The sequence below is a fragment of the Saccharothrix sp. NPDC042600 genome, assembly GCF_040647305.1.
Lineage (GTDB): Bacteria > Actinomycetota > Actinomycetes > Mycobacteriales > Pseudonocardiaceae > Actinosynnema > Actinosynnema mutabilis.
Genome location: NZ_JBEZBW010000028.1, coordinates 53,231 through 80,063, shown reverse-complemented (window position 1 = coordinate 80,063; position 26,833 = coordinate 53,231). Strand labels below are relative to the sequence as shown.

Sequence of the window (26,833 nt, the reverse complement as noted above, 5' to 3'; positions counted from 1 at the left end):
TAGTTAAGCCTTCCAGCGCCGATGGTACTGCACTCGTGAGGGTGTGGGAGAGTAGGACGCCGCCGAACATTCTTTCCCTCAGGGGCACCCGACGAGTCGGGTGCCCCTGAGGGCTTTTGCGTTCAAGACGCCAGGATCGCCTCGGCCAGTGCGGTGCCGGACAGCCAGGCCGTTTCGACCTTCGGGGTGCCCCACGCATCGCCGGCCAGGCCGATGCGCTCGGAGCCCAGGTGGAACGGGCGATCACCGGGAGCGGTCGGCCGGGCGAAGTCCCAGCGCCAGGCGTCGGAGAACGTCGGTTCCGGCAGGTCGAGCAGCTCGCGCACCGCCGCGGCCATCTCCTCGCCGGCGGCGCGCGCATCGACCGTGAAGCGGTCCGCCAGAGCAGCCGTCGAGTGCGCCACCAGCACAGGCGCGCCGTCGCCCCGGCGGCTGCCGTCGTCGAACAGGGTCGTCAGCACCGGGTGGTCGTTGACGAACGCGGCCGGGAAGTCCCAGTGCCGTTCGGCGAACTCGTGCACCGCCACCACGGACGGCAGCCACTCCTGGCTCCGCGCCACCCCCGCCACCGCCGTCGGGTCGGCGGAGAGCAGCCGGGAGGCCTCCGGGGCCGGCATGGCCAGCACGACGAAGTCCGCGGGCTCACCGTCCACCAGAGGGCCGGGCTCGACCCGCGACACCTCGTGCCCCCGACGCACGTCCACCCCGTCCGCCAAGTCCTCCACGAGCGACGCCAACCCACCCGGCGCCGCCCACCGCATGGGCCCTGTCGTGGTGGCCCACCCGTCAGCGGAGTGCACGGCGAACGTGTCGGTCCACTCCCGGGCCACCCCCGCCGCCCGCCACCGCGCCACCACGGCCGCGAACCGGTCGTCCGACACGGTGAAGTACCCGGCACCGGTGTCCACCGGCCGCCCGCGCCACGGGCCGCTGCACATCCGCCCGCCCACCGACGCCCGTTCCAGGACACGGACGGTCACTCCGGCTGAGACGAGCGCCCGTGCGCACGCCACCCCGGCGATGCCTGCTCCCACCACGGTCACGTTCACGTCGTCGTCCTCCGCTGTGGTCGGTCACGGTCCCGACCGGCTCGACCGCTGTCCGGGCGATCCGGCCGGCGCGACCGGGTGATGTGAGGTCCGCTCCCCTTCCGCGTCCCTAGCGTTGTTGCCCATGACCGGCAAGTACGCGGAGGGGCAGTGGGCGGGGGAGGCTTCGGTGCGGTGGCGACGACGCAGGGGACGGGGCAGGCACGCGCGCGAGAGACCCCCGGCGGAGACCTCGCCGACGTGGGTGTCCGCGGTCCTCGGCGTGATCCTGCTGATCGCGCTCGTCCTCCTCCTGCTCACCTACGTCTAGCGCGACTGGAGCGCGTCCAGGGCGATCGCCTGCGCGATGACCAGGCGGCGGTCCAGGCGCGGGTCGGGGACGTGGATCAGGTACCGGTCGCGCAGCCACGTCTTCTTGTCCACGCTGAACGCGGGCGCGCCGCCCTCGTGGACGAAGTCGAAGTGGTAGCGCATGGGGAACGGCAGGTCGCCAACGAACGGCAGAAAGCCCCAGATCCGGCGCAGCACGGCGACGCCCTGGTTGCGCTCGCGACCGCTGGCCGCCGGCACGCCGCCCTGGTCCAGGTGCCACGTCGAGTTGAACAGGGACTTGCCGAAGTCCTTGCGGAACAGGCCGATCGGCCGGCCCTCGCCGTCGGTGACGTCGTAGCCGCTGCCCAAGTCGAGGACCTTGCGCGCCTTGAACCGGGCCAGCACGCGTTGCCTGGTGGAGTCGGTGTAGACGACGACCTCCTCCTTGAGCTTCATCCGCTTCTGCTCGGCGAACGCGACGACCTGGCCCGGGTTGCCGTGGCCGTCGTCGGCGAACGCCTCGTAGCGGTTCACCATCATGGTGATCTTCTGGTGCAGGTGCAGCGTGTCCAGGGACTGCGGGTCCATGGCCCCCTCATTCGACTGGCCGGAGGTCTCCGGTCGGGAAGCGCCGTTCGTTGCGCTCGATCTTGGCGAAGGCGGCCTCGACCAGGTCCACGTCGAGCTTGTCCGCCAGCCGCACGAGGTAGTGCACCACGTCGGCCAGCTCGTCGCGGACGTTCCACGCGAGTTCCGGGTCCTCCATGGCCTTCGCGGCCTGGTCGGGCGTGAGCCACTGGAACAGGTCGGTCAGCTCGCCGACCTCGGCCGACAACGCCATCACGAGGTTCTTGGGCGTGTGGTAGGTGTCCCAGTCGCGGGCGGCGGCGAAGCGGCGCAGGGCGTCGCGCAGGTCGGTCAGGTCGCTCATGCCCGCAGAGCTACCACACGGTGGTCGCTGGGGCGGACACCGCGTACCCGTTTGAACGCCGTGCTGAAGGCGAAGCCGTCGGTGTAGCCGACCGCGCGGGCCACCGAGCCGACGGTGGCGTCGGGTTGCGCGAGCAGGTCCGCGGCGACCGCCATGCGCCACTGGGTCAGGTACGTCAGCGGCGGCACGCCGACCGCCGCGGTGAACCGCTTCGCCAGCAGGGCGCGGGAGACGTTGGCCTTGGCGGCCAGTTCGCTGACCGTCCACGCGCGGGCGGGGTCGTCGTGCATCGCCCGCAGCGCGGGGCCGACGACCGGGTCGCCCAGCGCGGCGTACCAGGCCGGCGGGTTGGCCTCGGGCCGTTCGAACCACTCGCGCAGGGCCGCCACCAGCATGAGGTCCAGCGCGCGGTCGAGGAGGGTGTCCTGGCCGGGCCGGTCACGGCCGACCTCGGCCTTGAGCAGGTCCAGCACGGGGCACGGTCCGTCCGGGTTGGGCACGACGAACGCCCGCGGCAGCACGGAGAGCAGGCGGTCGGGGACGCTGCCGACGACCTCGTAGCAGCCGGTGATCACCACGGCCTCGCCGTCGTCGGCCAGGCCGTAGGTGCGGGTGCCGAGCTGCCACTGGTCGCAGCCGGCCGCGGAGGTGTCCACCTGCGGCGGGGTGGCGGGGTCGTCGGCGAGGACGAAGCCGCTGGGGCCGCGCACCAGGCCGACGTCGCCTTCGCGCAGCCACATCGGTTCCCGGCCGTCGGGGACGAGCCAGCCGCCGCTCCCGGCGATCATGACCAGCATCAGCGGCGTGTCGGTGACGTAGCGCAGGGCCCACGGCGGGGTGGCGAAGGACCGGCACAGCTGGGCGCCTTGCGCGCGGACCCCGCGGAGCAGATCGGTGAGAGCGTCCACGTAGACGATTGAACATGTCATCGGGCGTTTCGGCCATGTCCCGTCCAGCACGATCTTGGCAGGCTTCGAGTCATGACAACGACCTTGGTCCTCGGAGCCACCGGCAAGACCGGCCGCCGCGTCGCCGCCGCCCTGGGCTCCGCCGCCCGTCCCGCCTCCCGCTCGTCCGCGCTGCGGTTCGACTGGTCGGACTCCTCGACGTGGGCGCCGGCCCTGGCGGGCGTCTCGGCCGTGTACCTGGTGCCGCCCGCGAACAACCTGGACGCGGCGGAGGTGGAGGCGTTCGTGCCGGTCGCCGTCGCGGCCGGGGTGCGGCGGATCGTGCTCCTGTCGGCCCGCGGCATCGACCCGGCGGACCGCCGGGAGGCCGCCGTCCGCGAGTCCACTGTGGACTGGACGATCCTGCGCCCGGCGTGGTTCCAGCAGAACTTCAGCGAGGACTTCCTGTTCCCGATGGTCCGGGCGGGCGAGGTGACCCTGCCGATGGGCGCGGGCGGCAACCCGTTCATCGACGCGCGGGACATCGCGGACGTCGCCGTGGCGGCGCTGACCTCCGACGCGCACGCCGGCCGCGTCTACGAGCTGTCCGGCCCGGAGGCGATCTCGTTCCCGGACGCGGTGGCGCTGGTGGCGGAGGCGTCGGGACGGGAGGTGAAGGCGGTGGACGTGCCGGAGGAGCCGTTCACGGGCGCGTTGGTGGAGGCCGGCTTCGCCCCGGAGTACGCGACGGTCCTGACGGCGTCCCTGGCCGCGATCCGCGACGGCCACGACGCCCACCTGTCGACGGGCGTGCAGGACGCGCTGGGCCGCGAACCACGGCGCTTCGAGGACTACGTCAAGGCCACCGCGGCGTCGGGCGTGTGGGCGTAGCGACGGCCGCGGGCGCAGCCGGTCGGCACGAGGAGCTCACCCCACCGGGACTCGAACCCGGCCCTCCCGAGTAGCAGTCGGGTGTGCAGCCAATTGCACCTTGGGGACGTGCCGAATTGTGGAAATCTCTGGTGACGAAAACGGGTGAAATGAGAAGAGCCGCCCGGATCGGTTTCCCGATGGGCGGCTCCCCGGCGGCGGCGCGCCGTGCGCCTACGTCAGGAGAGCCGTGCCCACCAGGGAGTACATGGCCGAGAGACCTCGGTTGGTCGGGAAAGCGACACAGGGCCGCCAGCCGGGGTGGAGCTCCGGGCTGCGCTTGTCCGCCATCACTTCCCCTCTCGGTCCGAGCCGGTTCGGGTTCGAGTATGCCCGAACCGCGAACCGGTGCACAATGATTTTGTGCGAATTCGCGGGTTCGCTCGGGGAAGAATGCTCAAGGGCCCCAGACCTCGATCGCGCGGACCACGAAGGGGGCGTCGGGGACGTACGTGCCCTTGCCCGGGTAGGTGGTGAACTCCGCCTCGGTCGAGCAGGTCGCGCCCTGGAAGACGGTGGTGTCGCGGGTCAGGTTGTTGACGAACGAGCGGGCCACCAGGCCGTCGGGCAGGGGGATGCACTCGCCCGGGTTGGCGGTTTCCAGGTCCAGGCGGGCCGGGCGGCCGGTGTAGCCCGTGCCGGGCCACGCGCAGAACTCGCCGCGGTCGCAGGTGGCGGTCTCCGGTTGCCCGGCCCGTGTCTCCGGTTGCCCGGCCGACGCGGTGCCGCTGGACACCAGGGCGGCCGCGGTCAGCACCAGGGTGGTCAGCAGGCTGCGGGTCGTCATGGCGGGCACCTCCACCGGTTCAGCGTCCGGGGTTCCCGGGGATCGCGTGGTGCCGCGGGCGCTGGTTCACCTGATTGTGTGGGCGTGTTCCGGGGGCGGCCACTCGACGTCGAGGCGCTTGGCCAGGTTGATGGCGTCGCGCGGGGCCATGACCTTGGCGTCGTTGTCGAAGTAGACGTACACGTCGCGGGTGGTCGCCCACGTGCGGATCTTGGCCGCCCACCGGTCCAGGGACTCGTCGGTGTAGCCGCTGACGTACAGCTCCTCCTCGCCGTGCAGGCGGATGTAGACGAAGTCCGCCGTCACGTCCTCCAGGTACAGGAACTTGTTCGCGGTGTCGGCGATGACGAGCGCGATGTCGTGCTCGCGCAGCAGTTCGGGGAAGGCCGGGTCGCGGAAGGACTCGTGCCGCACCTCCAGGGCGTGCCGCAGCGGCCGGCCGTCGTGCTCGCGGGGGAGGTGGTCGAAGAAGTCGGCCAGCAGGGGCGGGTCGAAGCGGAGGGTCGGCGGGAGCTGCCACAGGAACGGGCCGAGCTTGGGGCCGAGCAGGAACACGCCGGACTCGAAGAACTTCGACAACGCCTGCTCCGGGTCGCGCAGCCGCTTCATGTGCGTGATGAACCGACCGCCCTTGACCGCGAACAGGAAGTCGTCCGGGGTCTGCGCGGCCCACGCGCGGAAGCTGGACTCGCGTTGCAGCGAGTAGAACGTCCCGTTCAGCTCGACCGAGTTCACCTGGTGCGACAGGTGCTCCAGCTCGCGCCGGTGGGGCAGCCCCTTGGGGTAGAACACGCCCCGCCACGGCGGGTACAGCCACCCCGACGTGCCGACGCGGATCATGCTCATATTGACCTCCACCTGGGTCGAGGGTGCAAGTTGTGCGTCATGGACGACCAGACACTCGACGCCTACCTCGACCGGATCGGCGCGACCCGCACGAGCACCCTCGCCGAGCTGCACGAACTGCACTACCGGTCGGTGCCCTTCGAGAACCTGAGCATCCACCTCGGCGAGACGATCGAGCTGACCGAGGACTGGCTGGTGGACAAGCTCGTGCGCCGGCGGCGCGGCGGGTTCTGCTACGAGTTGAACGGGGGCTTCGCGGCCCTGCTCACCGCGCTCGGGCACGAGGTGGAGATGTTGTCCGCCAAGGTGTTCAACGACGGCGCGTTCGGCCCGCCGTTCGACCACATGGCCCTGCGGGTCGGCGACCTCCTGGTGGACGTGGGCTTCGGCCGGTTCACGCTGCGGCCGTTGGACCTGACCAGCCGCGCGGACCAGCACGACCCGATGGGCGTGTTCCGGCTGGTCGACACGCCCGAGGGGGACGTGGACGTGCTGTTCGACGGGGTCGTGCAGTACCGGCTGGAGCTGCGCGCGCGGGCGCTGGAGGAGTTCCGGGCGACGTGCTGGTACCAGCAGACGTGGCCGGGCTCGCCGTTCCGCAAGGGCGCGACGTGCTCGCTGCCCACCGACGACGGGCGGGTGACCGTGGCGGGGGACAAGCTGATCACCACCTCCGGCGGCGAGCGGCACGAGGAGGTGCTGGACGACGCCGGGATCATCGAGGCGCACCGCAAGTACTTCGGCATCGAGCTGGACCGGGTGCCCAGGCTCTAGGAGAGGCGCGCCGCGAGGGCACGGGCGTCGTGGGGGGCCGCGCCGTTCATGGTGTTGTCGAAGTACACGTAGACGTCCCGGGTCCTCGCCCACCAACGGATCCTCTTCGCCCACCGGTCCAGGGCCTCGTCGGAGTACTGGCTCACGTACAGCTCCTTGTCGCCGTGCAGGCGGACGTAGACGAAGTCGGCGGTGACCTCCTCCGGTTCCGGGAAGCGGCCCGCCGACTCGGCCACCACGAGCGCGATGCCCCTGTCCTGCAACAGGGTCGTCACCTCGGGGACCAGGTAGCTGCGGTGCCGGACCTCCAGGGCGTGGCGGAGGTCGGTGGGCAGGAGGTCCAGGAACGCCTTCAGGCGGTCCGCCTTGTACGGCAGGGTCGGCGGGAGCTGCCACAGGATCGGGCCGAGCTTGTGCTCCAGGTCCCGCACGCCCGAGTCGAGGAACTCGGCCACCGCCTCCTCCACGTCGCGTAATCGGCGGTTGTGGGTGATCTCGCGGTGCGCCTTGACGGCGAAGACGAAGTCCTCCGGGGTGCGGGTGCGCCAGGACGTGTAGTCGTTCGGGTTGCGCAGCCCGTAGAACGGGCCGTTCAGCTCGACCGTGTCCAGGATGCGTGACAGGAAGTCCAGTTCCAGGCGCTGCTGGAGGCCCCGGGGGTAGAAGTCGCCGCGCCACTGGGGGTAGCGCCACCCGGACGTGCCGACTCGGATCTCACCCATAGTAGTCGGTTGTGCCCGGAGAGGTGACGATCGAAACGTGTAGCACGGCTGTAGCACCTTCACTATGATTGTGGCATGGGTGTCGCAACGATCGGGCAGCGCGAGCTGCGCAACGACAACGCCGAGATCATGCGGCGGGTCGAGGCGGGGGAGAGCTTCGTCGTGACCCGCAACGGGCGCCCGGTGGCGGACCTGGTGCCGCACGTCGAGCAGGGCGACCGGCCGCGGCGCACGCTGGCGGAGACGCAGGCGGAGTTCCGCAAGCTGCCGCCGGTGGACCTCCACCGGTGGAACGCCGACCGCCGGGCCGACGACGACGTCTTCGGCGCCGACGACCCGCTGGACGACCCGTGGCGCGGCTGAGCCGCGTCCTGCTGGACACCTGCGTGGTGATCCGGCTGGAGGACATCGACTTCGGCGACCTCGCGCGGGCGGAACCGGTGATCAGCTCGGTCACGGCGGCGGAGCTGGCGTACGGCCTGGACGTGGACGACCCGGTCGAGCGCTTCGCCCGCACCGAGCGCTACTACGCGGCGCTGGACCGGTTCGACGTGCTGCCGTTCGACCTGGCGGCGGCGAAGGTCTACGGCACCCTGGCCGCCCTGGTCCGCCGCTCCGGCCGCAGCCCGCGCCCGCGCCGCATGGACCTCCAGATCGCCGCCACCGCCGCGGCCCACGGCCTGCCGGTGCTGACCAGCAACGTCAAGGACTTCACCGGCCTGGACCGGGTGGTCGAGGTGATCGGCGTCCACCCGACCGCCGGCTGACCGGCTCACGCCGGAACCGACGCCCGGAACCGACGCCCGGAACGCACGCACGGACGCACGCACGGAACGCACGCGCCTAGAACCCCGCGCCGTCCAGCGCGCCGGTGACCACGCGGTCCACCTGGTCCTGCTGCGGGTCGCGCGCCAGGGCCACCGTGCACGGGCACTGGGACAGGTCGTTGCCGCACAGGTACACGCCCAGCACGCGCAGGCTGCGGGCGGTCTGGCGCAGGCGGGCCGCGCCGCGCAGGTGGACCTGGCCGTACACGGCCTTCGCGAGCTGGTACGGCGCGCTGGGGCCCAGGTCCACGCAGGCCTGGCTGTCCAGCTCCTCGGCCACGTGCGCGATCGGGCGGCAGCCGCACGCCCGTGCGGAGCGGACCAGGCGCTGGTCCAGGCGGGACACCAGGCGGCGGGCGACCTCGTCGCGCCAGCGCCGGTCGCCGCGCAGGAACGCCACCAGCTCCTCGACGCGCAGCGGGTCGGGGTGGGGGCGGCGGGCTCGGGTTCTTCGTCGGTGCGCAGTCATGAGCACCAAGATCGGACACACCGAAACGTCTGTGAGCGATCCTCACTCGGGTGCGCACCCACCGGCACCCGCAAGAGGGAACTTCCGATGACGCACCGCGCCCGGCCGTCCCACGATGGGGGACGACCGGGCGCGGAGGGTGAACCTGGGTCAGGCCGGGACGGAGGCCACGCCGGGGGCGAGGAACCGCTTGCCGGTGACCTTCTCCGAGATGCCGGAGCGGTCCAGGTACGGGGTGATGCCGCCCAGCCAGAACGGCCAGCCCGCGCCCAGGATCATGCACAGGTCGATGTCCTGCGCCTCGGCGACCACGCCCTCGTCCAGCATGAGGCGGATCTCCTCGGCCAGCGCCTCCAGCGCGCGCGCCTTGACCTCTTCACCGGTCAGCGGCTTGTCGCCGAACTGCCACAGCGCCTGCACCTCGGGGTCCACGGTCTGCTTGCCCGTCGAGTCCCACTGCCACACCGCGTTCTTGCCCGCGGCCACGAACGCCTTCATGTTCTCCGACACGCCGAAGCGGTCCGGGAACGCGCGGTTCATGGTCTCGGCCACGTGCAGCGCCACCGGGGCGCCGACGAGCTGGAGCAGGATCAGCGGGGACATCGGCAGGCCCAGCGACTCGGTCGCCTTGTCCGCCACCTCGAACGGCGTGCCCTCGTCGATGGACTTCACGACCTCGCCCATGAACCGGGTCAGCAGCCGGTTCACCACGAACGCCGGCGCGTCCTTGACCAGCACGGACGACTTCTTCAGCTGCTTGCCCACGGCGAACGCGGTGGCCAGCGTCGCGTCGTCGGTCTGCGCCGCGCGGACGATCTCCAGCAGCGGCATGACCGCGACCGGGTTGAAGAAGTGGAAGCCCACGACCCGCTCGGGGTGCTTGAGGCCCGCCGCCATGTCCGTGATGGACAGCGAGGAGGTGTTGGTGGCCAGCACCGCCTCCGGCGACACGTGCTCCTCGACCTCGGCGAACACCTTCTGCTTGACGCCCAGGTCCTCGAACACGGCCTCGATCACGAAGTCCGCGTCGGCGAACGCGGCCTTGTCCAGCGAGCCGGACACCAGCGCCTTGAGGCGGTTGGCCTTGTCCTGCGACACGCGGCCCTTGCCGAGCAGCTTGTCGATCTCGCCGTGGACGTAGCCGACGCCCTTGTCCACGCGCGCCTGGTCGATGTCGGTCAGCACGACCGGCACCTCCAGCCGACGGGCGAACAGCAGCGCCATCTGCGAGGCCATCAGGCCCGCGCCCACGATGCCGACCTTGGTGACCTTGCGGGCCAGCGACTTGTCCGGCGCGCCGGCCGGCCGCTTGGCGCGCTTCTGCACCAGGTTGAACGAGTACAGGCCCGCGCGCAGCTCGTCGCTCATCACGACGTCGGCCAGCGCCTCGGTCTCGGCCGCGTAACCGCGGTCGAGGTCGTTCTCGCGGGCCAGCTCCAGCAGCTCCAGCGCCTTCAACGCGCCGGGCGCCGCGCCCTTGGTCTTGCCCTCGACGATCGCGCGGGCGCGGGCCACGGCGGCGTCCCAGGCCTCGCCGCGGTCGATCTCGCGACGCGCGGGGACGACGTCCCCGTTGACGACCTTCGCCAGCCACAGCAGCGACTGCTCGATGTAGTCGGCCGACTCGAACAGCACGTCCGCGATGCCCAGGTCCAGCGCCTGCTTGGGGTTGAGCATCTTGTTCTGGTTCAGCGCGTTCTCGAAGATCACGGTGACCGCGTCGTTCGCACCGATCAGGTTCGGCAGGAGCTGCGTGCCGCCCCAGCCCGGGAACAGGCCCAGGAACACCTCGGGCAGCGCGATGGCCGCCGCGTTGGCCGCCAGCGTCCGGTAGTGGCACGACAGCGCCAGCTCCAGGCCGCCGCCCATGACCGCGCCGTTGACGAAGGCGAAGGTCGGGACGGTCGACTCGGTGAACTTGCGGAACACGTCGTGGCCGAGCTTGCCGATGGTCAGCGCCTGCTCGCGGGCCGATGCGCCCTCCACGGCGGTCAGGTCCGCGCCCACGGCGAAGATGAACGGCTTGCCGGTCACGGCGATGGCCACCGGCGAGGCCGCGGCGGCCTCGTCGAAGGCGTTGCTCAGGCTCACCAGCGACTGCGGGCCGAACGTGGACGGCCGGGTGTGGTCGTGGCCGTTGTCCAGCGTGATCAGCGCGACCGGGCCGGCGAGGCCGGGCACGGAGATCAGGCGGGTCTTGGCCCGGGTGACGACCTCGTCGGGGAAGAGGGCCTTGGCCTCGTCGGCGGTCAACGTGGTCACTTGGCTTCTCCGTTCCAGTGCGGGTTCTCCCAGATCACGGTCCCGCCCATGCCGATGCCGATGCACATGGTGGTGATGCCGTAGCGCACGTCCGGCCGCTCCGCGAACTGCCGGGACAGCTGGGTCATCAGGCGCACGCCCGAGGACGCCAGCGGGTGGCCGGTGGCGATCGCGCCGCCCCACGGGTTGACCCGCGGGTCGTCGTCGGCGATGCCGAAGTGGTCGAGGAAGGCGAGCACCTGCACGGCGAACGCCTCGTTGATCTCGAACAGGCCGATGTCGGAGATGGTCAAGCCCGCGCGCTTGAGGGCCTTCTCGGTCGCGGGCACCGGGCCGACGCCCATGACCTCGGGCTCGACACCCATGAACGAGTAGCCGACCAGGCGCATGCCGATCGGCAGGCCCAGCTCGGTGGCGGTCTCCTCGTCGGCCAGGATGCAGCCGGTCGCGCCGTCGTTCAGGCCGGCCGCGTTGCCCGCGGTGACCCGGCCGTGCGGGCGGAACGGCGTCTTGAGCTTGGCCAGGTCCTCGACCGTGGTGCCCGGTCGCGGCGGCTCGTCGGCGGTCGCGAGACCCCAGCCGTGCTCGGCGGAGCGCGTGGCGACCGGCACCAGCTCGGGGCCGATCTTGCCGTTCTTCAGCGCGTCGGCGTACTTGGCCTGGGAGGCCGCGGCGTACGCGTCGGTGCGCTCCTTGGTGATGTGCGGGAACCGGTCGTGCAGGTTCTCCGCGGTGTTGCCCATGACCAGCGCGGACGGGTCCACGAGCTTGTCGGCCAGGAACCGCGGGTTGGGGTCGACGCCCTCGCCCATCGGGTGGCGGCCCATGTGCTCCACGCCGCCCGCGATCACCACGTCGTACGCGCCGAACGCGATGCCGCTCGCGGCGGTCGTCACGGCCGTCATCGCGCCCGCGCACATGCGGTCGATGGCGTAGCCGGGCACCGACTTGGGCAGGCCCGCGAGCAGCGCCGCGGTCCGGCCGATGGTCAGGCCCTGGTCGCCGATCTGGGTCGTGGCCGCGATGGCGACCTCGTCCACCCGCTCCGGCGGCAGCTCGGGGTGGCGGCGCAGCAGCTCGCGGATCACCTTGACCACCAGGTCGTCGGCACGGGTCTCCGCGAAGATTCCCTTGGGGCCGGCCTTGCCGAACGGCGTCCGCACACCGTCCACGAAGACCACGTTTCGAACGCGTGCCGGCGCTACTGGTGCGGCCACGGCGTCTCCTCCACTTGTGGTGACGTTTCTTCCCGCCGATCGGGCGGGGCGCGACTCCTACCGATCGGTAACACCAACTCTAGACCCTGTTACTCGTCGGTAACCACAGTGGTCGCCCTGTCGGGTGTGTCACAGAACGCCCGGATGACCAGGAACAGGGCGAACCCGAACGGCGACAGGATGATGGTGAAGACCAGCAGGGGTCCCATGAGCAGCGGGTGCACGTTCAGCCGACGGCCCTCCCGGTACATCCACGCGCCGATCAACAGGTCCCAGGCGAGCACCTGCGCCCACACCGCCGAGGTGCCCCAGTCGGTGCCGACGAACGCCTTCACGCCCGCCAGGCTCGGGTTGCTCATCGTCGCCCACAACTCGGGCAGGTGCCCGGCGACCAGGACCGTGTAGACCACCAGCAGCGGTACGGCGATCAGCGGCGAGGACGCGACCCGGTGCGTCCACCGCCACTTCGGGGCGAAGACCATCAGTGCCCAGAACGGGACGGTGAGCGGGAAGGCGACGTCGAACAGGAACTGGCTCATGCGGCCACGGGCTCCTTGGGCTCGGCGGGCGTGGTGTCCTTGGTGCGCAGTGCCCAGGCTGCCGCCAGGACGGTCGCGGTGACGAGTAGCAGGAATGCGGTCCAGGTGGTCGCGTCCGGCCGGAACAGCGGCTGACCGCGCAGCGCCTGCCAGGTGGTCAGGGCGGTGAGGCCGAGGTAGCTCGCGCCGGCGACCCACACGATCCGGGTGTTCGCGCGGCGGCCGAGCAGGAGGACGAGCAGCGGCAGCACCTGGAGGGCGTGGATGCCGACGAAGTGCGGGACGCGCAGGTCGCCGCCGGCCGTGCTCCAGCCGGTGGCCGGCATGTACGGGCCGCCGTCGGGCACGCCGACGCTGTGCGCGCCCGCGACCCCCGCGACACCGGAGTCCTGGCGCGCCATGAGCTGGCCCAGCGCCAGGCCGATGAGCGCGATGCCCAGGCCGAGCCGGATCGCGAGGCCCGCGGGGCGGTTCTCGAACCGGGCGAACGCGAGGACGAGGGCGACGACGGCGTGCATGACCCAGACGACGAGGATGGTGGCCGCCATGGTGAACCACAGGACCGCGTCGAAGTCGGTGGCGACGTTGAAGTGGCTGCGCCGGCCGCGGAGGACCTGACCGACGATGATCACCATCTCGACCGTCCCGCCGACGGCGATCCCGGTGCCGGCCCACCGGCCGAGCCTGGCGAAGCGGGTGGCGAACGTGAGCATCCAGGCCAGCGCGACCCCGTACATGCCCAGGGAGACCCCGAACTTGAACGGCTTGAACCAGATCGGCGAACCGGCCAGGATCCGGTCGTCGACGACCATGCCGACCGCGCTCACCAGCGCGAGCGCGCCCATGAGCAGGGAGAACAGCATCAGCGGCGGGTGCGGGCGGAGGAAGCGGGTCATCGTGGCTCCAAGGAATGGATAGCGGCACTTTCTACTATCGGATAGCTACACTGTCCATCCTGAGAGCCGTCTCAGCTTCGACCGGATTCGAGGACGCATGCGCATCGCGGAACTGAGCCGCCGGACCGGCGTGCCCGTGCCGACGATCAAGTACTACCTGCGGGAGGGCCTCCTCCCGGCGGGCGAGCTGACCAGCCCCAACCAGGCCCGCTACGGCGAGGTCCACCTGCACCGGCTGCGGCTGGTGCGGGCGTTGGCGGAGGTCGGCGGGCTGTCGATCGCGGCGGTGCGCGAGGTGCTCGGGGCGCTGGACGACCCGGAGAAGTCGCTGCACAAAGCGATGGGGACGGTGGAGCGGGCCGTGGTGGGCGCCGGGTCGGTGCCGTCGTCGGACGAGGTGGCGCACGCGGAGGCACGGGCGTTCGTCGAACGCCAGGGCTGGACCTATCGACCGGGCTCCGACGCGTTCCAGTCCCTGGTGAACGTCATCGCGACCGCGCGGGAGTTGGGGCACGAGTCCTTCGTGGGCCAACTGGACGGCTACGCCCGCGCCGCCGGCCCGCTGGCCGAGCAGGACCTGGACTACGCGTTGAGCGGGCGGACCAGGGACGCGGCCATGGAGATCGTCGTGCTCGGAACCGTCCTGGGCGACGCGGCCTTCGCAGTCGTCCGCCGCCTGGCCCGCCGCGAAGCCTCCGGCCTGCGCAACGACCGCGAGCAGCCCGACCCGACGTGCGAGGAGCACCCCAAGCCCGACCCCGCTTAGCCCCGCCGCGCCGAGCCCCGCCCGCGCCGAGCCAGTGCTGCGCTCGCGCCGGACCCGGTGTGGCCACGCTCGGCCGAACCGGACGCGGCCGAACGCGACGCGGCCGAACCCGGCGCGTGAGAACCCGACGCGTGAGAACCCGACGCGTGAGAACCCGACGCGTGAGAACCCGACGCGTGAGAACCCGACGCGTGAGAACCCGGCGCGTGAGAACCCGGCGCGTTCGAACCCAGCCGCCCGGACCCGACGTGGCCGGGTCCGGGCGGAACGGCTGAGCGTCGAGTCGCCGGAACTGTCGGTGGCACGTGCGACGATCGACTCGGGGGCCGGAGGCCGCAGGCCGCGCCCGACCTCAGGCCGGTTTCGTGCTCAGCGCCCTCGACAGCGGCTCGGCGGTCAGCTCGACCTGCCAGTTGCGGGCACCGCCCTCGCGCAGCACGGTCGCCACGCCCTCGACCGACGTGTCCTCGGGCGGCTGCCAGCACGTTCGTCGCACCAGGTCCGGCAGCAGCAGGTTCTCCACCGGCAGGGTGTTGGCGTCCGCCACGGCCGTCAGCGCCACCCGGGCGGCTGCCAGGCGGGCCGCCGCGGCCGGGTCCTTGTCCGCCCACCGGTTCGCCGGCGGCGGGCCGTCGTGTTGCTGGGCCGGGTCGGGGAGTTCCGCGCGGGGTAGGGCGGCGGCGCGTTGCAGCGCGCCCAGCCAGACCGCGACCATGCGGCGTTGCGCCCGGCCCCGGAACACCGGCAGCGCCAGCAGCGCGGCCTCGTCGGCGGGGTTGCGCACGGCGGCCTCGACCAGGGCGCTGTCGGGGAGGACCCGGCCCGGGGCGATGTCGCGTTCACGGGCCAGCGCGTCCCGCGTCTCCCACAGCGACCGCACGGCGGCCAGTTGGCGGGGACTGCGGACGCGGTGGATGCCCGACGTCCGGCGCCACGGCTCGGACCTCGGTTTGGGCAGCGGAGCGGTGCGGGCGGCCTCGAACTCCTCCAGCGCCCACTCCAGCTTGCCCTGGCGCTTGAGCTCCTGCTCCAGCACGTCGCGCAGCTCCACGAGCAGCTCGACGTCCAGCGCCGCGTAGTTCAACCAGTCGGCCGGCAGGGGACGGCGCGACCAGTCGGCCGCGCCGTGCCCCTTTTCCAGCCTGTAGCCGAGCAGTCGCTCGACGAGCGTGCCCAACGCCACCCGTTCGAAACCGGCCAGCCTGCCCGCCAGCTCGGTGTCGAACAGCGCGCTCGGACGCAGGCCGAGTTCGGCGAGGCACGGCAGGTCTTGCGACGCCGCGTGCAACACCCACTCGGTCCCGTCCAGCGCCTCGACCAGCGGATCGAGCCGACCGCCCAGGGCGATCGGGTCGACCAGCACGGTCCCGGCGCCCTCCCGGCGCAGTTGCACCAGGTAGGCACGTTGCGAGTAGCGGTAGCCCGAGGCTCGCTCGGTGTCCACAGCGACCGGACCCGAAGCTCCGGCGAGCGCGTCAGCGGCACGCCGGAGCGCCTGGGCGTCGGCCACCACCGGCGGAACCCCATCAGCGGGTTCCGTCAGCGGGACCGGCTCAGCCCCGGTTGGGTCGGTCGGCTCGTCGGAGGGTACGTCCACGGCGGAAGACCCTACGACGAACGCACCACTCGCGGGTGTGTTCGGCCCGTTCAGCGTGGCGACCCGGTCAGCGGATCACGCCGGCACGCATGGCCAGCGCGACCATCTGGGCCCGGTCCCCGGTTCCCAGCTTGCGCCCGATCCGCGACAGGTGGCTCTTCACCGTCAGCGCGGAAAGGCTGAGCGCTTCGCCGATCTCCTTGTTGCTCTGGCCATCGGCGACCAGCTGGAGGACCTCGACCTCACGCGCGGACAGCTCCCGCGGCGTGTTGTCGGTGCCCGGCACCCGGGTGCCCGCCGCGAGGACGGGCGCGACGCTCGGATCCGCGTAGACGCCGCCGTCGAGGACCCGGCGCACCCCGTCGGTGACCACCATCGGCGAGGCGGACTTCAGGAGGTACGCCTGGGCGCCCGCCTGGAAGGCCGACCTGACCGCGTAGGGGTCGTCGGAGGACGCGAGGACCACGATGCGGGGCCAGCCCTGGGCACGGAGTTCCGTGACCAGGTCGATGCCGGTGCCATCCGGCAGACCCAGATCGAGGATCGCGAGGTCGCACGGTCCGGTTGCGAGTGCCCGCGCCCGAGCCTCCGCGACCGAAGCCGCCTCATGCACAGTCCCGGCTCCCATTTGGGTCAACCGGGCGCTTATCGCCTCCCTCAGCAGTGGGTGGTCGTCGACCACCAGCACTGAAAAAAAGCTCCTCCCGCGGGTGCGGGACCATGTTCGCCGGCAACGAGCCGGCTGGCGTGGTACGAACGGCCTGACCTAAGCCGACGGCAGCCACGTCACTACCTCCCTGGAGTCGGTCGTGCCCCCCGACCGGCACCGGGACTTTCGTCCAATCAGCCGCGCCACTGATCGACCGAAAGTGGTGTCGTCTGGGGCAGCGTAGCCGCCCAAGCGGGTCTACGGGACGATCAATCGGGTATCTATCCCGAACGAGTTGTCACTGATGGCCCCCGTTGTCACACGATCGGCTGACATCTGAAGAGGGCGTGTAACGCGAGTCCGTCTCATGACGACAGACAGGAGTTGCCGGTGTCGAGCACCACAGGTCGAGGCCGAGCCGAGGAACTGCTGGCCCGGGTGCCGCTGGTGGACGGCCACAACGACCTGCCGTGGGCGTTGCGCGAGGTGTACGCCGAGGGGCAATTCGGTGAAAAGTCAACGCCGCCGAACGTGGGCGACTGGGCCTCCGCCGCCGACCTCCGACTGCTCCAACCAGCACTCCAGACCGACTTTTTGCGGTCTCGGCGGGGCCGGCTGGGTGTCCAGTTCTGGTCCGTGTGGGTCCCGTGCCGCCTCGCGGGCGACGCAGCCGTGACCGCCGTCCTGGAGCAGGTGGAGTTGGTCCACGAGCTGTGCGACCGCTACCCCGACCTCCTCGGGCTCGCCACGACCGCCGACGAGGCCGAGGCGGTGTTCGCCTCCGGCCGGTTGGCGTCGCTGATCGGGGCCGAGGGCGGGCACAGCGTCAACTCGTCGCTGGGCGTGCTGCGGGCCCTGCGCCGGCTGGGCGTCCGGTACATGACCCTCACGCACAACGAGAACACCCCCTGGGCGGATGCGGCCACCGACGAACCAGTCCACGGCGGGCTCACGGAGTTCGGCGTCGAGGTCGTGCGCGAGATGAACCGCATCGGGATGGTCGTGGACCTGTCCCACGTGGCCCCGACGACCATGAACGCGGCCCTGGACGCGTCGTCCCGTCCGGTCCTGTTCACCCACTCGTCGTGCCGCGCGGTCGCCGACCACCCCCGCAACGTGCCCGATGACGTGCTCGAACGCCTCAAGGACAACGGCGGCGTGTGCATGGTGACCTTCGTGCCGCACTTCGTGTCCCAGCGCTACGCGGAGTGGGACGCGCGCCTGAAGGCCGCCATGACCGAGGCCGGCGAGAACCACAACGACCTCGACGCCCGGCACCGCTTCGCGGAGACCTGGACCGAGGGCGGCCCGACCCCGCACGTGACCATCGACGACGTCGTGGCGCACGTGGAGCACGCGCGGGAGGTCGCCGGCATCGACCACATCGGCCTGGGCGGCGACTACGACGGCGTGAAGTGGCAGCCGGAGGGCCTGGAAGACGTGTCCACCTACCCGGCCCTCATCGGGACGTTGCTGGACCGCGGGTGGAGCGAGGACGACTGCGCGAAACTGGCCGGCGCCAACGCCCTGCGCGTGCTGCGCGACAACGACTAGCCCAGGGTGGGCAGGGCCGGCGGGCTGGTGTCGGCAGGCGGTGCGGGCGGGCCGCCGGGCCTCGATGAGGTGGCGGTGCGCGGTGCCGGTGTGCCGGTTCGCGTGGGCTCCGCGGCGGTGCTGGTCGGCGTGGCGGACGCGCTGGTCGAGGCCGGGCCGGGGGAGTGGGCGGGTTCGGGGCGCGGCCACCAGAGCAGGGCCGCGACGAACGCCAGCGCGACCAACGCCATGCCCACCAGCAACGGCCGAGCGGGGTGGTGGTGCACGTGCACGTCGCCGTGGATCGCGCCCGCCTGCACGACCGGTCCGTGGACCCGTCCGCCGACCTCGTTGTCCCCCACGATCGGAGCGTAGGAGTCAGCGGATCGTGCTGACGCCCACCGGAGGGAGGCCGACCGCCGTCGCCATCACGTCGTAGAAAGCGCTGCCGTGGGCGGCCAGCTCGGCGTCGCGCGCGGTCCAGGACGCGCGCAGTTCCAGGTCGTCGGTGCGGGCGGGGCCCGCGATGTCGCCGAAGCGCGCGGAGGAGGTCTGGGTCACCGTGCCGCCCAGGGCCAGGAAGTGCGCGCCGGCCGTTTCCAGCGCCTCCACCAGCCACGACCAGCCCACCTCGGGCAGCAGGGGGTCGGTGGCCAGCTCCGGGTCCAGCTCCACTCGCACGTACGCGACCAGCCGGAACACCCCCGACCACGCCTCCACGCCGTCCGGGTCGTGCAGCAGCACCAGGCGGCCGGTGGACAGCTCGTCGGACGGGCCCGTCGCCTCGGCGGTCAACGCGAACGCCCAGGGTGCCAGGCGCTGCGGCGGGCGCACCTCGGTCAGCTCCAGCTCGGGTCGGGTTCGCACCGACTTGAGCGTCGCCACCGCCCGCCGGAACAGTTCGGGCTCCGCCGCCAGTCCGGTCACACCTGGGGACTGTAGGCCTCCGAACGGCATCACGGGAGCGCGGCACGCCGGGACCGGGCGGCGTGCGGCGAGCCGCCCGTGGGAGCATGGGATCGAGATGAGTGACAACACCACCGCACCGCTGCTCGTCGCCGCCCGCGGCGGCACCCCGTCGCGGACCCCGGTCTGGTTCATGCGCCAAGCGGGGCGCTCGCTGCCCGAGTACCGCGAGGTGCGCGCCGGCACGGCGATGCTCGACGCGTGCATGGACCCCGAGCTGGTCTGCGAGATCACCCTCCAGCCGGTCCGCCGCCACGACGTGGACGGCGCGATCCTGTTCTCCGACATCGTGGTGCCGCTCAAGGCCGCCGGTGTGGACCTGGACATCGTGCCCGGCACCGGTCCGGTGGTCGCCAAGCCCGTCGCCACCCGCGACGACGTGGACCGCATCCCGATGCTGGAGCCGCACCAGGTGCAGCCCGTCGCGGACGCGGTGGAACTGCTCAACGCCAACCTCGGCGACGTGCCGCTGATCGGGTTCGCGGGCGCGCCCTTCACGCTCGCCTCCTACCTGGTCGAGGGCGGGCCGTCCAAGCACCACGAGCGCACCAAGGCGCTCATGCACGCCGACCCGGAGCTGTGGCACGCGCTGCTCGCCCGGATCGCCGACATCACGGCCGAGTTCCTGCGCGTGCAGGTCGAGGCGGGCGTCAAGGCCGTGCAGCTGTTCGACTCGTGGGCGGGCGCGCTGTCCGAACGGGACTACCGCGCGTTCGTGCTGCCGCACTCCAAGCGCGTGCTGGAGAGCGTGACGACCGTGCCGCGCATCCACTTCGGCGTCGGCACCAGCGAGCTGCTGCCCGCCATGCGCGAGGCCGGCGCGGACGTCGTCGGCGTCGACTGGCGCACCCCGCTGGACGTGGCCGTGCGCCGGCTGCAGGACGCCGCGCCGCACCTGCCCAAGCCGGTCGTGCAGGGCAACCTCGACCCGGCGGTGCTGTTCGCCGGCGAGGAGGCCGTGCGCCGCGAGGTGGACCGGATCGTGGAGGAGGGTCGCGCCGCCGCCGGGCACATCTTCAACCTGGGCCACGGCGTGCTGCCCGACACCGACCCGGACGCGATCACCAAGGCCGTCGAATGGGTGCACCGGGCGAGATGAGGACGCTCCACGTGGCGGTGGTCGGGGGCGGGATCTCCGGCCTGGCCGCCGCGCACCGGCTGCGCTGCCTGCTCGGACCCCAGGCCCGCATCACGGTGGTGGAGCAGGCGGGCCGGCTCGGCGGCAAGCTGCGCACCGCGGAGGTCGGCGGCCGGCGCTACGACGTGGGCGCGGAAGCGTTCCTGCACCGCCGCCCGGAAGCCCGCGAACTGGTCACCGAACTCGGCCTGGGCGACGAGGTCGTGCACCCGACCCGGTCACCGTCCGCGATCCGCGCGGCCGGTGAGCTGCGGTCGATCCCCGCGCACACGCTGATGGGCGTGCCCGCGTCGGTCGAGGCGGTGCGGCAGGTGCTCAGCCCGGCCGGCCTGAAGCGGGTCGAAGCCGAGCCCACGCTTCCCCCGATCCGCTTGGACGGCGGGGACGTCTCCGTCGGCGCGCTCCTGCGCGCCCGCTTCGGCCCCGAGGTCCCGGACCGGCTCGTCGGCCCCCTCCTGGGCGGCGTCTACGCGGGCCGCGCCGACGGCCTGGGCCTGCGCGCCACCATGCCGCAACTGGCCACCGCGCTGGACTCCGGCGTCGGCTCCCTCCTGGCCGCCGCCGCCACGACCATGCCCGCCCCGCCGCAGCCGCACACCACCCCGGCTCCGGTCTTCGGCACCCTGTCCGGCGGGCTGTCCACTGTGGTCGAACGACTCGTGGAGGCCGCGGCGGCCGAGGTCCGACTGGGCCTGCCCGTGCGCGCGCTCCTCCGCCGCGAACACCACTGGCGCCTGGAGATCGGCACCCCCACCGCACCCGAGGCCCTGGACGTCGACGGCGTGGTGCTCGCGGTCCCGGCCCCGTCCGCCCGCAAGCTCCTGGCCGACGTCGCCCCGGCCGCGTCGAGGGAGTACGCGAAGGTCGAACTGGCGTCGATGGCCGTCGTCGCCCTCGCCCTGCCGCCGGGCGCCGAGTTGCCCGACCGGTCCGGCACGCTGCTGGCCGAGGGCGAGCGGCACGCCGACGGGACGCCGTTCACCGCCAAGGCGTTCACCTACTCCAGCCGCAAGTGGGCCCACCTGGCCGGCGAGCCGGTGCTGGTGCGCGGCAGCGTCGGGCGGCACGGCGACGTGGGCGTCCTCCAGCGCGACGACGAGGACCTGGTCCGCGCCGTGCGCGACGACCTGCGCGAACTGACCGGCATCACGGCCACCCCGATCGACACCCTGGTCACCCGGTGGGGCGGCGGCCTGCCCCAGTACGGCGTGGGGCACCTGGACGTCGTGCGCGGCATCGAGGACGCCGTCGCCGAGGTCCCCGGCCTGGCCGTGGCCGGCGCCACGCTGCACGGCGTCGGCATCCCCGCGTGCATCGCGACCGGCGACGCGGCGGCGGCACGTGTCGCGGCGCACGTCCTCGGCCGCGTCCGCTGAGTGAGAGGATGGGGGCCATGGCCCGCCTGAACTACAACGAACTCAACGACACCATCCGCTACACCATGTGGTCGGTCTTCCGCGTCGAACCGGGACGCCTCCCGGAGGACCGCGGCCCGGCCGCCGCCGAGACCCAGGCCTACCTCGACGGCCTGGAGTCCAAGGGCGTCGTGGTGCGCGGGGTGTACGACGTGGCGGGCCTGCGCGCCGACGCGGACTTCATGATCTGGTGGCACGCCGAGGAGATCGAACAGGTCCAGGCCGCCTACACCGGCTTCCGCCGCACCCCGCTGGGCAAGGTGTCCACCCCGGTCTGGAGCCAGGTCGCCCTGCACCGCCCGGCGGAGTTCAACCGCAGCCACATCCCGGCCTTCCTGGCCGGCGAGGACCCGCGCAAGTACGTGTGCGTCTACCCGTTCGTGCGCTCGTACGAGTGGTACCTGCTGCCCGACGAGGACCGCAGGCGCATGCTCGCCGACCACGGCAAGGAAGCGCGGGACTACCCGGACGTGCGCGCGAACACGGTGGCATCCTTCGCCTTGGGCGACTACGAGTGGATCCTGGCCTTCGAGGCGGACGAACTGCACCGCATCGTGGACCTGATGCGCCACCTCCGCGGAACCGAAGCCCGCCGCCACGTGCGCGAGGAAATCCCGTTCTACACCGGCACCCGAATCCCAGCCGCAGAACTGGTGACCAACCTCCCGTAACACCCAACGCGGCAAAGCCGCCGGCGGGCAGTCCACCGGCGGGCAGTCCACCGGAGGGGACACAACCCAAGCCGGGCTTCTTGCTTGTGTCATCTCCGTATGGCCCGCCCGAAGGGCTACCACATTTTCCCGGGGTTGGGCCAAAAAGTTTTGCGAGGAACGAGCAAAAGTTTTTCGACCAACCCCGGGAAAATGTGGTTGGCTTTGCCGGGTCATGCGGAGATGACACAAGCAAGAAGCCCCCGCTTTGGCAGTTGTGTCATCTTTGGTGGCTCGCCCGCCGGCGAGGCTCTTTGATCTTTAAGAGTTACGCTTGCGCTCTCAAGCCCACGCTTCGCGGGTTCTAACTGGACGCGCTCCGCGCTCGCAAGCTCGGACGCGCTTCGCGCTTGCGAGCGCTTCGCGCGACGCGCTGGCGCGCTCTAAAGCTTAAAAGCGGCCGGGAGGCCTCCAGTGGGGGGAAGGGCCTGCGTGTTCCCCACCGCATGACCTGGCGGAGCCAACCACACTTTTGGCCGGGTGCCGCTAAATTTTTTGCTCGTTCCTCACAAAAAATTCGGCTGCACCCGACCAAAAGTGTGGTAGCCCTTCGGGCAGGTCATACGGTGGGGAACACGAAGGCCCCTTGTGGCTGGGAGCCCGGACCAAAAGCACGCCGCTGCGTGGCGGGGTCGCGCGGAGCGCGGCGGGAAGCCGCGCTCCGCGCGAACTGCAGGTCCTACTTCTTGATCTTGTAGGCCTTGATCAGCGTGTGCTCGAAGGTGTTGCCCTTGCTGTCCGCGCCCTTCACCCGCAGTGACGCGAAACCCGCGCCTTCCGCGTTCTTCACCAGTGCCGTTCGTCCGACCACGGGGACCTTCGACCACGTCTTCCCGTCATCGAACGAGACCTCCACGTCCAGGCGCGTCACTCGGCCGTTGTCCGCCTTGCCCTGTTGCTGGACCGTCAGCGGCACCCGCAGCACCCGGCCGGCCGGGGCTGCGCCCGTGCCGTCCAGCTTCGGGGTGAAGCGCACCACCGTCAGGGGCAGGGGCTTGAACTCGTTGCCCGCCACCGTGTCCGACTTGAACGTCCACGCGCCGCTCACCACCGGGCTGAACTCCGAGATGCCCGGCGCGCGCTCCGCCTCCGTCTCGACCTTGAACGTGGCCTTCCCCGCGGGCACGCCCTCGAAGAAGCCGTTGGCCGGGTACTCCGTCTCGCCGACCTTCACGCCGTCCCGGTACAGGGTGGTCCGGGCCTTCGCGGTGTTGGAGTCGCCCGTGTTGCCGTGGCCGTCGCCCCACAGGGGCAGGCCGAAGCCGATGTCGTTGCCCCGGCGCGCCAGGTGCAGGGCTTCCGGGGACGCCACCGACGGGCCGTACACCGGGGCCAGGAAGTGCTGCTCGTACTCCCGACCCTTGCGGTACGTGCGGTCCGGGCCGTTGAGGACCAGTTCGATCCGGCGTTCCGGGCTGAACTGCGCGAACGCCCACGCCCACCCGATGCCCTCGGTGGTGACGTAGTCGATCGCCGCGCCCGGCGCGGTCACCTCCGACAGCACCGCCCAGCTGCCGCCACCGCCGGGGACGACGGCGTTGCCCGCGTAGCCGAAGGTCCGGTCGGCCGGCGCGGACCCGAAGTGGCCCTTCACCGTCGCCAGCTCGTTCTGCCGCGGCGCGCGGACGAAGCCGGTCGGGACCTTGCCCCTCTGCGCCCACGCCAGGCGGTACGTCACGGCCGCCCCGGCCTGGGGCGCGCCCTTGGCCTGGGAGCCGATCGACACGCTCAGCTCCTCGGCCGGCAGTTCCGGACCCAGGTGGGCCACCGACACCGCGTCGCCGAAGCCGCCGAGGAACGCGAAGCCGAAGCCGATCCGGCTGCCCTCGTAGGTCCGGGTGATGCCGATGTCACCGATCAGCTCCTCGGCCGCCGGGTCCGGCGTGGTGATCTTCACCGGCTTGGCCGTGCGGGCGTCCACCGCGATCTGCGCCGGTCCGGACACGGTCAGCTTGGACTGCGGCAGGACCGCGGTCTTCGTCTTGTCGGTCAGCACGTCGTTGAACGCGAAGTACTCGCCCTTGGGCAGCCGCACCTTGGCCACGCCGTCCACGATCCGCGGGAACGCGAACGCGTTGTTGCTCAGGCCCACCACGAGCGAGCTTGCCTCGATGGTCGGGTTGCCGTTGGCGTCGGTGTAGGTGAACGTCAGGTCGTAGCTCTCGACCTCGCGGTTCACGCCCAGCGGGGTGCGCTGGCCGTTGGACGCGACGACCGCGCCCGAGTAGGACCCGTCGACGCCGCCGACGCGGGTGTCGGACGTGACCGACACCGTGGCGGTGCCGCCCGCCGGGACGGTGACCTTGGTGGCGCTCAACGTGAACAGGCCGGCCGGGGCGGGCTTGCCGTCGGGGCCGCGGGTGTCCAGCGCCAGGTCCAGGGTGACCGGCTCGGCGCCGTTGTTGCGGTAGGTCAGCTCCCTGGTGACCGGCTTGTCGTCGTCGTGCGGCCACAGCTGGAGGCCGAAGCCGAGGCTCACCGGGTCCGTGGTGACGGTGTTGGTGATCGCCTTGGCCAGGTCCACCCGACCCGCACCCTGGTCGAACGCGGTCAGGTCCGGGTTGTGCTTGGCCGACGCGGTGAGCGCGGCCTTGATCTGCGCGCCGGTCCAGTCCGGGTGCTGCTGGGCGAGCAGCGCCGCCGCGCCCGCGACGTGCGGGGTGGCCATGGACGTGCCGGACAGCGACACGTGGGTCGGGTCCACCGGGGTGCCGATGACACCGGCGGAGGACTTGGCGGCCACGATGTCCACGCCGGGCGCGGTGACGTCGGGCTTGACCGCGCCGTCGCCGACGCGGGGGCCGCGGCTGGAGAACGGGGCGATCTTGTCGGCCCGGTCGACCGCGCCGACGGTGAGCGCGGCGTCCGCGCTGCCCGGCGAGCCGACGGTCTCGGGACCGCCGGAGTTGCCCGCGGCGATCACGAACAGCGTGCCCTTCTCGGCGGAGAGCCGGTTGACGGCCTCCTCCAAGGGGTCGATCTCCGGCGTGTCACCGCCGCCCAGGCTCAGGTTGACCACGTCCGCGCCCTGGTCGGCGGCCCACTGCATGCCGTCCAGGATCCAGGACTCGGCGCACCCGTTGAGCATGCACACCTTGCCGTCGAGCAGTTGCGCGTCCGGCGCGACGCCGCGGTACTTGGCGTCCTTGCTCGCGATGGTGGCGGCGACGTGCGTGCCGTGGCCGACGCCGTCGGTGGCGTCGGGTTCCTCGGTGAAGTTGCGCTCGGCGACCTCCTGGCCGGCGAGGTCGGCGTGCTTCTCGTCCACACCGGTGTCCAGCACGGCCACCTTGACGCCCTTGCCGGTGAACCCGGCCTGCCACGCGGCGGGCGCGCCGATCTGGGCGGTGCTGCGGTCCAGCACCGGCTGCCGCATGCCGTCCAGCCAGATCTTGCCGACGTTAGGGTCCGCGACCAGCGACTGGAACGCGGTCGCGGCCTCGGCCTTGGCGGCACGGGCGGCGACGGCGCCCACGGCGGGCAGGTCCCGCGTCACCCGCACGCCCGACGCGGCGCGCACGGTGCCCGGGTCGCCCGTGACGATCAGCGGCACGTGGTCGCGGCGGGCGTCGTCGTAGCCGGCCTCGACCAGCCCGGTGACGTCGAACAGCCGCAGGTCCAGCCGGCCCTCGGCGAGCGGGCGCAGCGCGTCGCGCGGCACCACGTGCAGCCGGCCCTCGTGCTCGAAGGTCTGGAAGACCATCTTCTCCCGGCCCGGACCGCCGGCCAGCGCGCCGACGCGGTCGCCGTTGAGCACGACGCGGTCGCCGGTGACCAGGGTGACGGACTTCGGTTCCCCTTCAACGGTGTCGCGGCCCGCCACGGCGGGCGCGGCCCCGGCAACTCCCGTGCCGCCCGCCAGCAGTCCCATCGACAGCGCGGCGGCTCCCCACGAAACGCCACGCTTTCCGGATCTCAACACAGATACCTCCCAGAATCTGGTTGCGGCGCGCCTGTGGACGCGCGTCGGGAGGCACACCTGTCCAGCGGTGGCGGCGGTGACCGAATGGTGATGAAACCCCCCAACGCCATCGACGCTATCCACCCTTGCGGGTGAGATCAGCGTCTCATTGAGGGACATGCGGCCACCCGATCAGGTCACTGACTGGTCACGGATCGTGGCGCTATCGCTCGCGCACCGCACCGTCGGGAGCGACCACGACACCCGCTTGGGGGCCGCCCGTTCCGCAGCCCGGACCATTGGGCTCGACCATCTTCGGCGTAACGGTGAGCCGTTCATCCACCACGGTCGCACCCGCTTCGTCCACCAGCTTGAGCGCGACCGTCACGGGCTTCGCCGGGAGGTCGGGCACGGGTACGTAGGCGTGCTTGCCACCGGTCGGCACGGCGCTCGCGCCGCACATGCTGTCCGGCGCGTCGCCCGTGCAGGTCTCGCCGACGGTCTTGGACGACGGCGACAGGTGCAGCTCGGGCGTGACGCACTTGTCGTCCCAGCAGACCTCGATCCCGCCGGTCGCCACGGTGGTCAGCTCGACGTCCACACCGAGCCCGACCAGTGCGCCGATCGCGGTGCACTGGCGGCCCGCGCCGACGTCCCCGCAGGCGACGGTGAGCAGCAAGGCGCCGAGCACGAGTGTCCGCATGGTCCTG

At 71.8% G+C, this 26,833-nt stretch carries 27 protein-coding genes, 1 tRNA gene and 1 pseudogene; 10 read left to right on the top strand and 19 right to left on the bottom strand.

The window, feature by feature from the left end; genetic code table 11:
- Positions 1-122 precede the first annotated feature (122 nt).
- On the bottom strand, positions 123-1,049 hold the full coding sequence (locus AB0A74_RS19430; protein ID WP_358251184.1) for an FAD-dependent oxidoreductase: 927 nt from the start codon (positions 1,047-1,049) through the stop codon (positions 123-125).
- Between the two features lie 124 nt (positions 1,050-1,173).
- On the opposite strand from AB0A74_RS19430, the gene AB0A74_RS19425 reads away from it, so the two are divergent.
- A complete protein-coding gene (locus tag AB0A74_RS19425; protein WP_358251183.1) occupies positions 1,174-1,359 on the top strand; it encodes a hypothetical protein in 186 nt (61 codons plus the stop codon).
- On the opposite strand, the gene AB0A74_RS19420 is transcribed toward AB0A74_RS19425, so the two are convergent.
- From AB0A74_RS19420 to AB0A74_RS19410, 3 genes are read right to left on the bottom strand one after another with little or no spacing between them, the layout of a single operon-like run.
- Positions 1,356-1,949 (bottom strand): hypothetical protein, encoded by a 594-nt coding sequence (locus AB0A74_RS19420; protein WP_358251182.1) that lies wholly within the window; start codon positions 1,947-1,949, stop codon positions 1,356-1,358. The two genes, AB0A74_RS19425 and AB0A74_RS19420, sit on opposite strands and share 4 nt — an antisense overlap.
- Positions 1,950-1,956: 7 nt before the next feature.
- Positions 1,957-2,292: a nucleotide pyrophosphohydrolase gene (locus AB0A74_RS19415; RefSeq protein ID WP_358251181.1), complete on the bottom strand. Its 336-nt coding sequence runs from the start codon at positions 2,290-2,292 to the stop codon at positions 1,957-1,959.
- Positions 2,289-3,200 (bottom strand): AraC family transcriptional regulator, encoded by a 912-nt coding sequence (locus AB0A74_RS19410; protein WP_358251180.1) that lies wholly within the window; start codon positions 3,198-3,200, stop codon positions 2,289-2,291. The genes AB0A74_RS19415 and AB0A74_RS19410 overlap by 4 nt, the downstream gene beginning before the upstream one ends.
- 72 nt (positions 3,201-3,272) lie before the next feature.
- On the opposite strand from AB0A74_RS19410, the gene AB0A74_RS19405 reads away from it, so the two are divergent.
- A complete protein-coding gene (locus AB0A74_RS19405) occupies positions 3,273-4,070 on the top strand; it encodes an NAD(P)H-binding protein (protein ID WP_358251179.1) in 798 nt (265 codons plus the stop codon).
- Between the two features lie 36 nt (positions 4,071-4,106).
- Here AB0A74_RS19405 and AB0A74_RS19400 read toward each other — a convergent pair.
- From AB0A74_RS19400 to AB0A74_RS19390, 3 genes are all read right to left on the bottom strand, one after another.
- Positions 4,107-4,179, bottom strand: a tRNA-Ser gene (locus AB0A74_RS19400).
- 327 nt (positions 4,180-4,506) lie between these two features.
- Positions 4,507-4,896 (bottom strand): peptidase inhibitor family I36 protein, encoded by a 390-nt coding sequence (locus tag AB0A74_RS19395; RefSeq protein WP_358251178.1) that lies wholly within the window; start codon positions 4,894-4,896, stop codon positions 4,507-4,509.
- Between the two features lie 66 nt (positions 4,897-4,962).
- Positions 4,963-5,736 carry a DUF72 domain-containing protein gene (locus tag AB0A74_RS19390; protein ID WP_358251196.1) on the bottom strand — a complete coding sequence of 258 codons (774 nt, stop codon included), beginning with the start codon at positions 5,734-5,736 and terminating at the stop codon, positions 4,963-4,965.
- Positions 5,737-5,781: 45 nt separating this feature from the next.
- Between AB0A74_RS19390 and AB0A74_RS19385 the strand changes: the two genes are divergently transcribed.
- Positions 5,782-6,516, top strand: a complete 735-nt coding sequence (locus AB0A74_RS19385) for an arylamine N-acetyltransferase (protein ID WP_358251176.1) — start codon at positions 5,782-5,784, stop codon at positions 6,514-6,516.
- Here AB0A74_RS19385 and AB0A74_RS19380 read toward each other — a convergent pair.
- Entirely contained in the window at positions 6,513-7,238 is a 726-nt protein-coding gene (locus tag AB0A74_RS19380) for a DUF72 domain-containing protein (RefSeq protein WP_358251174.1), read from the bottom strand. The two genes, AB0A74_RS19385 and AB0A74_RS19380, sit on opposite strands and share 4 nt — an antisense overlap.
- Positions 7,239-7,313: 75 nt before the next feature.
- Between AB0A74_RS19380 and AB0A74_RS19375 the strand changes: the two genes are divergently transcribed.
- Together AB0A74_RS19375 and AB0A74_RS19370 are read left to right on the top strand one after the other, a co-directional pair.
- Positions 7,314-7,601: a type II toxin-antitoxin system prevent-host-death family antitoxin gene (locus tag AB0A74_RS19375; RefSeq protein WP_358251173.1), complete on the top strand. Its 288-nt coding sequence runs from the start codon at positions 7,314-7,316 to the stop codon at positions 7,599-7,601.
- Complete coding sequence (locus tag AB0A74_RS19370) at positions 7,589-8,005, top strand: PIN domain-containing protein (RefSeq protein ID WP_358251172.1); 417 nt, start codon at positions 7,589-7,591, stop codon at positions 8,003-8,005. The genes AB0A74_RS19375 and AB0A74_RS19370 overlap by 13 nt, the downstream gene beginning before the upstream one ends.
- A 76-nt stretch (positions 8,006-8,081) precedes the next feature.
- Here AB0A74_RS19370 and AB0A74_RS19365 read toward each other — a convergent pair whose 3' ends face one another.
- The 5 genes from AB0A74_RS19365 to AB0A74_RS19345 all read right to left on the bottom strand — a co-directional run bounded on the left by AB0A74_RS19365 (position 8,082) and on the right by AB0A74_RS19345 (position 13,448).
- Positions 8,082-8,534, bottom strand: a complete 453-nt coding sequence (locus tag AB0A74_RS19365) for a hypothetical protein (protein ID WP_358251170.1) — start codon at positions 8,532-8,534, stop codon at positions 8,082-8,084.
- Between the two features lie 150 nt (positions 8,535-8,684).
- On the bottom strand, positions 8,685-10,796 hold the full coding sequence (locus AB0A74_RS19360; protein ID WP_358251168.1) for a 3-hydroxyacyl-CoA dehydrogenase NAD-binding domain-containing protein: 2,112 nt from the start codon (positions 10,794-10,796) through the stop codon (positions 8,685-8,687).
- Positions 10,793-12,013: a thiolase family protein gene (locus AB0A74_RS19355; RefSeq protein WP_358251167.1), complete on the bottom strand. Its 1,221-nt coding sequence runs from the start codon at positions 12,011-12,013 to the stop codon at positions 10,793-10,795. The genes AB0A74_RS19360 and AB0A74_RS19355 overlap by 4 nt, the downstream gene beginning before the upstream one ends.
- An 89-nt stretch (positions 12,014-12,102) precedes the next feature.
- Positions 12,103-12,552, bottom strand: coding sequence for an ABA4-like family protein (locus AB0A74_RS19350; protein WP_358251165.1), 450 nt, complete (start codon positions 12,550-12,552; stop codon positions 12,103-12,105).
- Positions 12,549-13,448 carry a hypothetical protein gene (locus AB0A74_RS19345; RefSeq protein WP_358251164.1) on the bottom strand — a complete coding sequence of 300 codons (900 nt, stop codon included), beginning with the start codon at positions 13,446-13,448 and terminating at the stop codon, positions 12,549-12,551. Before AB0A74_RS19345 ends, AB0A74_RS19350 begins: the two co-directional genes overlap by 4 nt.
- A 97-nt stretch (positions 13,449-13,545) precedes the next feature.
- On the opposite strand from AB0A74_RS19345, the gene AB0A74_RS19340 reads away from it, so the two are divergent.
- Entirely contained in the window at positions 13,546-14,214 is a 669-nt protein-coding gene (locus AB0A74_RS19340; protein ID WP_358251162.1) for a MerR family transcriptional regulator, read from the top strand.
- 352 nt (positions 14,215-14,566) lie between these two features.
- On the opposite strand, the gene AB0A74_RS19335 is transcribed toward AB0A74_RS19340, so the two are convergent.
- Both AB0A74_RS19335 and AB0A74_RS19330 read right to left on the bottom strand, forming a co-directional pair.
- Positions 14,567-15,811 (bottom strand): ribonuclease D, encoded by a 1,245-nt coding sequence (locus AB0A74_RS19335; protein ID WP_358251161.1) that lies wholly within the window; start codon positions 15,809-15,811, stop codon positions 14,567-14,569.
- 67 nt (positions 15,812-15,878) lie between these two features.
- A pseudogene (locus tag AB0A74_RS19330) lies at positions 15,879-16,533 on the bottom strand (response regulator transcription factor).
- Positions 16,534-16,850: 317 nt separating this feature from the next.
- On the opposite strand from AB0A74_RS19330, the gene AB0A74_RS19325 reads away from it, so the two are divergent.
- Positions 16,851-18,014 carry a dipeptidase gene (locus AB0A74_RS19325; protein ID WP_358251159.1) on the top strand — a complete coding sequence of 388 codons (1,164 nt, stop codon included), beginning with the start codon at positions 16,851-16,853 and terminating at the stop codon, positions 18,012-18,014.
- Here AB0A74_RS19325 and AB0A74_RS19320 read toward each other — a convergent pair.
- Positions 18,011-18,355: a hypothetical protein gene (locus AB0A74_RS19320; protein ID WP_358251157.1), complete on the bottom strand. Its 345-nt coding sequence runs from the start codon at positions 18,353-18,355 to the stop codon at positions 18,011-18,013. The two genes, AB0A74_RS19325 and AB0A74_RS19320, sit on opposite strands and share 4 nt — an antisense overlap.
- Positions 18,356-18,371: 16 nt before the next feature.
- Positions 18,372-18,920, bottom strand: coding sequence for a DUF3000 domain-containing protein (locus AB0A74_RS19315; protein ID WP_358251156.1), 549 nt, complete (start codon positions 18,918-18,920; stop codon positions 18,372-18,374).
- A gap of 97 nt (positions 18,921-19,017) precedes the next feature.
- On the opposite strand from AB0A74_RS19315, the gene hemE reads away from it, so the two are divergent.
- Genes hemE through hemQ form a run of 3 tightly spaced genes read left to right on the top strand, consistent with a single transcriptional unit; the run spans position 19,018 to position 22,183 of the window.
- On the top strand, positions 19,018-20,058 hold the full coding sequence (hemE, locus tag AB0A74_RS19310) for a uroporphyrinogen decarboxylase (RefSeq protein ID WP_358251155.1): 1,041 nt from the start codon (positions 19,018-19,020) through the stop codon (positions 20,056-20,058).
- Positions 20,055-21,473, top strand: coding sequence for a protoporphyrinogen oxidase (gene hemG / locus AB0A74_RS19305; protein WP_358251154.1), 1,419 nt, complete (start codon positions 20,055-20,057; stop codon positions 21,471-21,473). Before hemE ends, hemG begins: the two co-directional genes overlap by 4 nt.
- A 17-nt stretch (positions 21,474-21,490) precedes the next feature.
- Entirely contained in the window at positions 21,491-22,183 is a 693-nt protein-coding gene (hemQ, locus tag AB0A74_RS19300) for a hydrogen peroxide-dependent heme synthase (protein WP_358251153.1), read from the top strand.
- Between the two features lie 718 nt (positions 22,184-22,901).
- On the opposite strand, the gene AB0A74_RS19295 is transcribed toward hemQ, so the two are convergent.
- Entirely contained in the window at positions 22,902-26,093 is a 3,192-nt protein-coding gene (locus tag AB0A74_RS19295; RefSeq protein WP_358251152.1) for a S8 family serine peptidase, read from the bottom strand.
- Positions 26,094-26,346: 253 nt separating this feature from the next.
- Positions 26,347-26,826 (bottom strand): hypothetical protein, encoded by a 480-nt coding sequence (locus AB0A74_RS19290; protein ID WP_358251151.1) that lies wholly within the window; start codon positions 26,824-26,826, stop codon positions 26,347-26,349.
- Between the last annotated feature and the right edge of the window lie 7 nt (positions 26,827-26,833).